6 protein-coding genes and 2 pseudogenes are annotated in these 7,372 nt (G+C 66.8%); 5 read left to right on the top strand and 3 right to left on the bottom strand.

The features are described 5' to 3' along the window. The coding region (locus tag AB0H42_RS32225; RefSeq protein WP_357062859.1) for an IS701 family transposase at positions 1-938 on the bottom strand (938 nt) is incomplete at its 3' end. A 14-nt stretch (positions 939-952) separates the two neighbouring features. Here AB0H42_RS32225 and AB0H42_RS32220 point away from each other — a divergent pair. From AB0H42_RS32220 to AB0H42_RS32205, 4 genes and pseudogenes are all read left to right on the top strand, one after another. Next, positions 953-2,311, top strand: coding sequence for an NF041680 family putative transposase (locus AB0H42_RS32220; protein WP_357062855.1), 1,359 nt, complete (start codon positions 953-955; stop codon positions 2,309-2,311). A gap of 26 nt (positions 2,312-2,337) precedes the next feature. Then, positions 2,338-3,040 (top strand): annotated as a pseudogene (locus AB0H42_RS32215) (cation transporter). Next, a pseudogene (locus tag AB0H42_RS32210) lies at positions 3,040-3,389 on the top strand (DUF3703 domain-containing protein). The pseudogenes AB0H42_RS32215 and AB0H42_RS32210 overlap by 1 nt, the downstream one beginning before the upstream one ends. A gap of 87 nt (positions 3,390-3,476) precedes the next feature. Then, entirely contained in the window at positions 3,477-3,821 is a 345-nt protein-coding gene (locus tag AB0H42_RS32205) for a hypothetical protein (protein WP_357062854.1), read from the top strand. Between the two features lie 516 nt (positions 3,822-4,337). Here AB0H42_RS32205 and AB0H42_RS32200 read toward each other — a convergent pair. Then, positions 4,338-5,117 carry an enoyl-CoA hydratase-related protein gene (locus tag AB0H42_RS32200; protein ID WP_357062852.1) on the bottom strand — a complete coding sequence of 260 codons (780 nt, stop codon included), beginning with the start codon at positions 5,115-5,117 and terminating at the stop codon, positions 4,338-4,340. Positions 5,118-5,354: 237 nt separating this feature from the next. Here AB0H42_RS32200 and AB0H42_RS32195 point away from each other — a divergent pair, with 237 nt between their 5' ends. After that, positions 5,355-5,558, top strand: coding sequence for a hypothetical protein (locus tag AB0H42_RS32195; RefSeq protein WP_357062850.1), 204 nt, complete (start codon positions 5,355-5,357; stop codon positions 5,556-5,558). Positions 5,559-5,806: 248 nt separating this feature from the next. Here AB0H42_RS32195 and tcuA read toward each other — a convergent pair whose 3' ends face one another. Further along, complete coding sequence (gene tcuA, locus AB0H42_RS32190; protein ID WP_357062848.1) at positions 5,807-7,282, bottom strand: FAD-dependent tricarballylate dehydrogenase TcuA; 1,476 nt, start codon at positions 7,280-7,282, stop codon at positions 5,807-5,809. Between the last annotated feature and the right edge of the window lie 90 nt (positions 7,283-7,372).

The following is a 7,372-nucleotide window of genomic DNA, read 5'->3' as shown; positions in this document are numbered from 1 at the left end:
CAGCGGGTGCCGGCGACCCGGATGAGGGTGTCGTCGCTGGTGCCGGTGGGTGCGAAGCACATGTAGTAGGCGATCTCGAGTTCGCCTTTGCTGTTGCGGGTGAGGGCCCGTCGTGCGAGTAGCCAGCGGCTCCAGCCCGGGGCGGTGGTCCAGTCGTAGACCGGCAGCGACGCTACCGCCCAGTCGAACATGCGCGGTCCTTTCGCTCCGTCACCACAGCTCAGGCGCTTCCATGCCTCTGGCGGTGCTTGCGCGACGAGGTGGTCGGCGCGGGTGGCGCCTGCGGTGATAGGGATGGTCTGGCTGCGTGGCACCGCTACCACGTATCCGATGTGGCGGGTTTCGAGCCAGGTCCGGAACTTGTAGTCGCCGCCGTAGGCCTCGTCTGCGGTCACCCAACGGGCCGGGACCCCGCCGTCCAGCGCTCGGGCGAGCATCTTCTTGGCGAGGGTGGCCTTGGTGGCGAATTCCACCCTATCGGGGATATTCGCCTCTCGGCAGCGGTCACGGTCCTCGGTCCACGACTTCGGCAGATATAACTCCCGATCGATCAGGGTGCGGCCTTTGTTGGTGGCGTAGGCGCAGAAGACACCCAGCTGACAGTTCTCGATCCGCCCTGCTGTTCCCGAGTATTGTCGTTGCACCCCAGCAGATTTCACACCCTTTTTGAGGAACCCGGTTTCATCGACGATCAACACGCCATCGGGATCACCGAGATGTTCGACCACATAGGCGCACACGTCATCACGGACCCCGTCGACGTCCCACGCAGCCTTGTTCAACAGTCGCTGCATCCCGTCCGGCGTCAGATCACCGGCCGCTTCGGCAAGCGTCCAGCCATTCTTCCCCGCCAACGGCGCCAACAGTCCCCGCACATACATCCGCGCCCGCAACCGCGGCTCCGCACGATAGAAACGCCCCGCAACCAGGCCAAACAGATCATCCAGCCCTGGTGGATGCGGTGTTGTGCGCGGACGGGCCGGTGCGATCGTTGCCGGAGCTGTCGCTGATCGGTGAGCATCGCCGGGGACACGGCAGCGTCTATGCGGCCCTGGACCGCGGCCGGATCGACATCGCTCGGCTGCGGCGTGCGCTGGTTTCGGTGCCGCTGCCTCGCGCCGCGGACGGCCGGTTGGTGCTGGCGGTCGATATAACCTCGTGGTTACGGCCGGAAGCGCATACCTGCCCACAACGGATCTTGTGTCACACCTATGGGCGGGCGAAGAACACAGCGCAGATGATCCCGGGATGGCCGTATTCGGTGGTCGCCGCTCTGGAATCAGGGCGTAGTTCCTGGACCGCACCTCTGGATGCGGTGCGGCTGGCGCCGGGAGACGATGCCGCGACCGTCACTGCCGGCCAGCTGCGCACTGTGATCGGCAACCTGATCGAGGCCGGACACTGGTGCCCCGGTGATCCGGATATCTGGATCGTGGCCGACGCCGGCTACGACGCACCCCGGCTGGCGTTCCTGTTGGCCGATCTGCCCGTGGCCGTGCTGGCGCGGATGCGGTCGGAGCGGGTTCTGCGCCGCCGCGCACCCGCATGGCAGCCCGGGACCACCGGCCGTCCACCACGTCACGGCGGTGAGTTCGTTTTCGGTGACCCCGCGACCTGGGGTGAACCCGACACCGCTATTACCACCGAGACTCGCCTCTACGGTCCTGCGACAGCGCGGTCATGGAATCGTCTGCATCCCAGGCTCACTCACCGTTGTTCATGGGTAACTCAAGTGGGGAAGCTGCCGGTTATCGAAGGCACGGTGAGCCGGCTCGACGTCGACCGGCTTCCCAGCGGCGCCATACCGAAACCGATCTGGCTGTGGCATTCGGTCGTCGACCTGGATGCCGCAGAGGTCGAGGTGTTGTGGCAGGTATTTCTGCGGCGGTTCGATATCGAGCACACCTTCCGCATGCTCAAACAGACCCTCGGCTGCAACTGTCCGAAACCCCGGAACCCGGCTGCGGCTGACCGGTGGACCTGGCTGCTGCTGGCCGCCTACACCCAACTGCGTCTTGCCCGCACTCTCACCGTCGACCTGAAACGTCCGTGGGAAAAACGCGTTGCTCCGCACCGCCTCACACCCGCACGCGTTCGTCGGGGGTTTCGGCACCTCCGCCGGAAAGTCGCCTGTCCCGCCAGAGCACCGAAACCCTGCCGCCCCGGACCCGGCCGCCCAGCCGGCCACGGTAACCAGCGACCAGCACCCCGCTACGACGTGCACATCAAGACCGCCAGCGACAAGAAACCTTCCCAGAAAGCCGGGCCACGACCTCGCAGAAACTCCACAAAACTGCAGCTCAGAGCTTAAAACTCAAGCTAATGGCTTCGCTGGGTATGCCCTCGCTTCCTTCTCCGGTCGCCGTCGGGCCGGATCGGAAGGCGTTGCTGGCGCGGCGAATCCGCTGGTTCGTCGCCGCGACGATCACCTACAACGTGATCGAGGCGATCATCGCGCTCACCGAAGGTGCCCGGGTATCTTCGACCGCGTTGATCGGGTTCGGCCTGGACTCGGTGATCGAAGTGTCCTCGGCGGCCGCGGTGGCGTGGCAGTTCGCCGGCCGCGACCCCGAAGCCCGGGAAAAGATCGCGCTGCGGATCATCGCGTTCTCCTTCTTCGCCCTCGCCCTCTACATCACCGCCGACTCGATCCGCGCACTGTTCGGGCTCGGCGAAGCCCAGCACTCGGCGATCGGCATCGGGCTGGCCGCAGCGAGCCTGGTGATCATGCCGGTGTTGTCCTGGGCGCAGCGTCGCGCCGGGCGCGAACTCGAATCCGCCTCCGCGGTCGCCGATTCCAAGCAGACCCTGCTGTGCACTTATCTCTCGGCTGTCCTGCTGGTGTGGGTTGCTGCTCAACAGCCTGTTCGGGTGGTCGTGGGCCGATCCGATCGCCGCTCTGGTCATCGCCGCGATCGCGGTAAAAGAAGGACGCAACGCCTGGCAAGGCGATACCTGCTGTCCTACCCCGACCGCGCTCACCGTCGGCGCCGTCGGCGCAGACGACTGCTGCGACCATCCCACCGGAAAGGACTACTGATGCCGCGCCTGCCCGAACCCGCCCGCGCCCGCTATCACCAGGAAATGGCGGCCGCGAAGTCCACGGCCGTCGACGAGGGCCGGTGGACGCATCTGGAGCGCGCACACATCTGTCCCAACCCGACCCATGGCTGCACACCCGCAACCACGCCGCCATGCTCGGCCTGGCGGTGCGCCAGCGCGACCGTCGCGAGGCCCTCGGCCAGGTGGTGCGGATCATCGTAGCCGCACCCGGCTCCCTGGCCGGCCGCTACCCCGAGGGCAATACCGGCCGCGCCCGTGTCGGGCTGCGTCAGCCGATGCCGACCCCGCCGGAGCTCGCCGCGCTGCTCTGGCCGAGTGCCGCCTGAGCGGCGATGACTACATCTGTCGGTGTCCAGCCGAGATCGGCTTTCGGGGTTGCATCCTGTACCGGGGTACAGGCTTACCGTCGATATATGACGATTTCACCGGCTCAGGGCGACTGGGTGCCCGACTCGTGCACCCTGCCCACCGTGGAACAGCCGATCCGGGTCGTCGAGTTCGACCAGCTCTTCGCCGACGCGGTCCGCAGCACCCGCCGGCCGGGCCCGCAGCGGCTGGAACTCGTACTCACCGGTGATACCGAACCCGCCGCCCGCGACCTTGCGGCGCGGGAGTCGGGCTGCTGCTCGTTCTTCACCTTCGACTTCGCCACCACCACCCGGGACACGGTGATGGGCGTCGAGGTTCCCGCCACCTACGTCGAAGTCCTCGACGCCTTCGCCACCCGGGTGCAGGACCGCATCGGAGACGGGCGATGACAGGGTTGCGCACCAGCGAGCTCGCGGCCGCCGCCGGGGTGAACACCCAGACCTACCGTGGTGCGTGACACCCTGCGCGCCGCGTTGGCCGCCGGATGCGATGACCTGCTGATCTGTAGCGAATCCCCGTCCTGCCCGGTCCCGTTCGACACCGCCCACCCCGGTAGTCCCTGTGCAGGCTCCGGGGGCGGATGCACGGCCACGACTTCCTGAAACCGGATATTGAGGCACTTCGATCACGACCGTCGTGCGCTCGATCCTGCTGTTCGTCCTGGCCGCCGTCGCCGAAATCGGCGTGCAGGTCCGACCTGTGATCTCGACGGATTACGGTGAAGAACGAGCTGAGCTTGTCGAAGGGGGATGAGTGCGTAGAGGTCGACGTGCCCAGCGCCGGGCACGATCATCAATTCCTTGCGATCGCCCGCGAGGTGGTAGGCCTCTTCGCTGAATTCGCGGGAGTGGGCGTTCTCGACGGTGATGAACAGCATCGGCACCTTTCAAGCTCTCCTGGCAGCGCTAATCTCGCCAGACGGGTGGGCGCTTCGCCAGGAAGGCCACCATCCCTTCGCGGGCGCCGGGAAGTTGAGCGGCGGCGGCCATTACTTCCAGGGCGAGAGCATAGGCATCTGCTTCAGGGCGGTCGAGTTGGCCGTAGAGAGTGCGTTTGCCGAGTGCCTTGCTGGCCCGGCTGCCCCGGGTAGCGCGGGCGAGTAACTCGCCCACGGCTGTATCCAGCTCGGCGTCTGGCACCGCTCGGTTGATCAGACCCCACTGTTCGGCGGTGCGGGCATCGATCGGGTCGCCGGTGAGGGCAAGTTCCATCAGGCGTTTACGGCCGACGGCGCGGGCCACCGGAACTGCGGGGGTGTGACAGAACCAGCCACCTTTGCCGCCGGGAAGCGCGAAACCGGCCGATTCGGCGGCGACGGCCAGATCGCATGAGGCCACCAGCTGGCAGCCGGCGGCCGTGGCCAGACCGTGCACCCGCGCGATCACCACCTGCGGCACCGACTCGATGGTCGACATGAGCTCGGTGCACAGGGTGAGCAGTTCTCGCACGCCGAGCAGGTCGCGCGCGGCGACGTCGGCGAAATCATGTCCCGCGGAGAACACCGGACCGTTGGCCCCGAGAACTATTCCGGTGGCGTCGGTCTCGCCGGCGGCCCGGAATGCGGCAAGGAGTTCGGCCAGATACTCGCCCGATAGAGCATTGCGCCGCTCCGGCCGGTTCATGGTGATGCGCACCGTGTCGGCATCCCGCGCGACCAGCAAATGCCGACGCCCCAAGGCGGTCATATCTCCACCGTAGAGCTCTTCGGGCCCTCTGGGGTGATCCAGATACCACGCGGTACCAGCCCCAGCGCAGCGTTCGCTATGACCCGATTGCATGCCACTCAACCAGGAATACACGCTCGGCGAATCGGCACTCCCGCGAGGGCCGCGCGCAGGAACCCGTACGCCACCGGCCTTCTTTGCTGTGGCTGTAGCCGGGCGGGGTGGTTCGGGCCAGGACGACGGCGGCCGGTCCGCGCCGTGACCGGTCCGCTCGTCGATGTCATCGCGGCCGGGCGCCGCGCTCTCGATCTGTTCCGGCCCGAGGCGGTGCCGGTCACCGCGTCGGATCCGGTGCCGCGCCCGGTAGGTCCCGGCGGCATCGGCCGGGCTGTCATCCCGGCCACGGCAGCGCCGGCCGGTGCCGTAGGACGCCGGGCGTCTCCCTCGAAGAAGGGCTCCTGATGACCGCTCGCTGGGTGCGCTGGACGGGCTGAGACCATGACAGCCGTGACAGCACCGCGGTGGCTTCGGCCACGCGATGCGCGGCCTGGTGGGCATCGAGCGGGATCAACGCCTCGAGCCACCGCGCCGGCCGTCCGAGTTTCGTACCGGCGGGTATACCGAGGAGCAGCTCTCAGACCTTCCCTCGTCGAAGCTCTGGAACGTGCTCCGCCCGTGCCGCGGGCCGCCCTGCCAGGGTTCGCGTCGTGCTATCGGGCCGTCGCGGCCTGTCGGCCCGCGATACGGCCGAAGACCGATCCATTGGTGAGTCCCGATCCGCCGGGGTAGTTGAAGTAGAAGATTCCGCCGACGATCTCGCCGGCCGCGAACAACCCCGGGATCGGAGCCTGGTTGCTGTCGATGACCTGTGCGTCGGTGTTGATGCGCAGACCGCCGAAGGTGAAGGTGATTCCGCATGTCACCTGGTATGCCTCGTACGGGCCCTCGTCCAGCGTGTTCGCCCAGTTCGTCTTCCCGACGGCGAGTCCGTTCGTCCCGCGGCCGTCCTTGACATTGGGATCGAAAGGCGTGTGCGTGTCGACTGCCGCGTTGTAGGCTCGGACTTCGTCGAGGAAGCCGTGTGGGTCGACGCCCTCGAGCTTTTTCGCCAGGGCCTCCAGTGTCGGCGCGGTCACCTTGGTGACCTGGCGGATCCGGTACTCGTCCCGTAGCAGGTGAGTCACCTTCCGGTCGAAGACCTGCCATGCCATCTGTCCCGGCTGTTCCAGGATCCGCCGGCCGTATTTGGCGTAGGTGTAGTTACGGAAGTCTGCGCCTTCGTCCAGGAATCGGCGACCGTGGGCATTGACCATGATGCCGAAGGGGTAGCTGTGCTTCTGAAAATTGTCGCCCACGGTCAGATCGCCGAATTCCGGTGCGTTGCGTTCCCAGCCGACGGCGTGACAGCCCGACCAGTTGCCGGTCGGGCTCGCACCGATATCCAGCGCCATGCGGTGGCCGTCGCCGGTGTTGTACATCGTGCCGCGGACCTTGGCGAGGTCCCATGACTCGCCGAGGTAGCGGGTTCGCCATTCGGCGTTCGCCTGGAACCCGCCGGATGCGAGAACGACGGCGTCCGCTCGCTCCTCGCGAGTGCGGCCGTTGTGTTTGACCAGCACACCGGTTACCCCGGTGTCGTCCGTCAGCAGGGCGGTCACGTGCGAGTCGTATGCGATTTCGATGCCTTCGCGTTCCGCGCTCTTGGCGAGGTAGTCGACCAGGCCGGGACCACCGCCGTTGACCTCGACGGTCAGCCCGCCCCAGAACTTGAACCGCCCATCGACCTTGAAAGCCTGGCGTCCGTAGATCGGTAGGAACCGCACACCCTTCTCCCGCATCCAGAGCAGGGTCGGGTAGCTGTTCTCCACGAGGGCGCTCGACAGTTCGGGATCGGTCCGGTATTCGGTCACCCGCGCCAGATCGTCGAGGAAGTCTCCCGTGGAATATGAACCGAAGTCGGTGATGGCGATCTCTGCGTCGGTCAAGTCGGGCATCAATCGGCGCAGGTCGTCCACGCCGCGGTATGCCACCCGCATGGCCCCGGCCGTAAAGGCGGTGTTACCGCCGCGCAGCGCACGATCCGCGCGCTCGAGGACCAGAACTTCTGCTCCGTTCTCGCGAGCCGACAGTGCCGCGCAGAGCGCGGCGTTCCCGGCTCCGACCACGATCACACGTTTCTCGGTCATTGTTCACAATCCCTTCCACATCGGTATATCCGGCGAAGCGCGCCGGTCGTTCGTCCGGGAACCCGATCAGCGCCCTCCGCCGGTCTCGCG

Source organism: Nocardia sp. NPDC050799, assembly GCF_040654015.1.
Lineage (GTDB): Bacteria > Actinomycetota > Actinomycetes > Mycobacteriales > Mycobacteriaceae > Nocardia.
The sequence above is the reverse complement of the archived record's forward strand: the minus strand, read 5'-3'. Positions and strand labels throughout refer to the sequence as shown.

Coding starts and splice junctions, on each gene's coding strand:
- AB0H42_RS32205 (WP_357062854.1), top strand. CDS start 3,477: ATGACGATTTCACCGGCTCAGGGCGACTGGGTGCCCGACTCGTGCACC.
- AB0H42_RS32200 (WP_357062852.1), bottom strand. CDS start 5,117: ATGACCGCCTTGGGGCGTCGGCATTTGCTGGTCGCGCGGGATGCCGAC.
- tcuA (WP_357062848.1), bottom strand. CDS start 7,282: ATGACCGAGAAACGTGTGATCGTGGTCGGAGCCGGGAACGCCGCGCTC.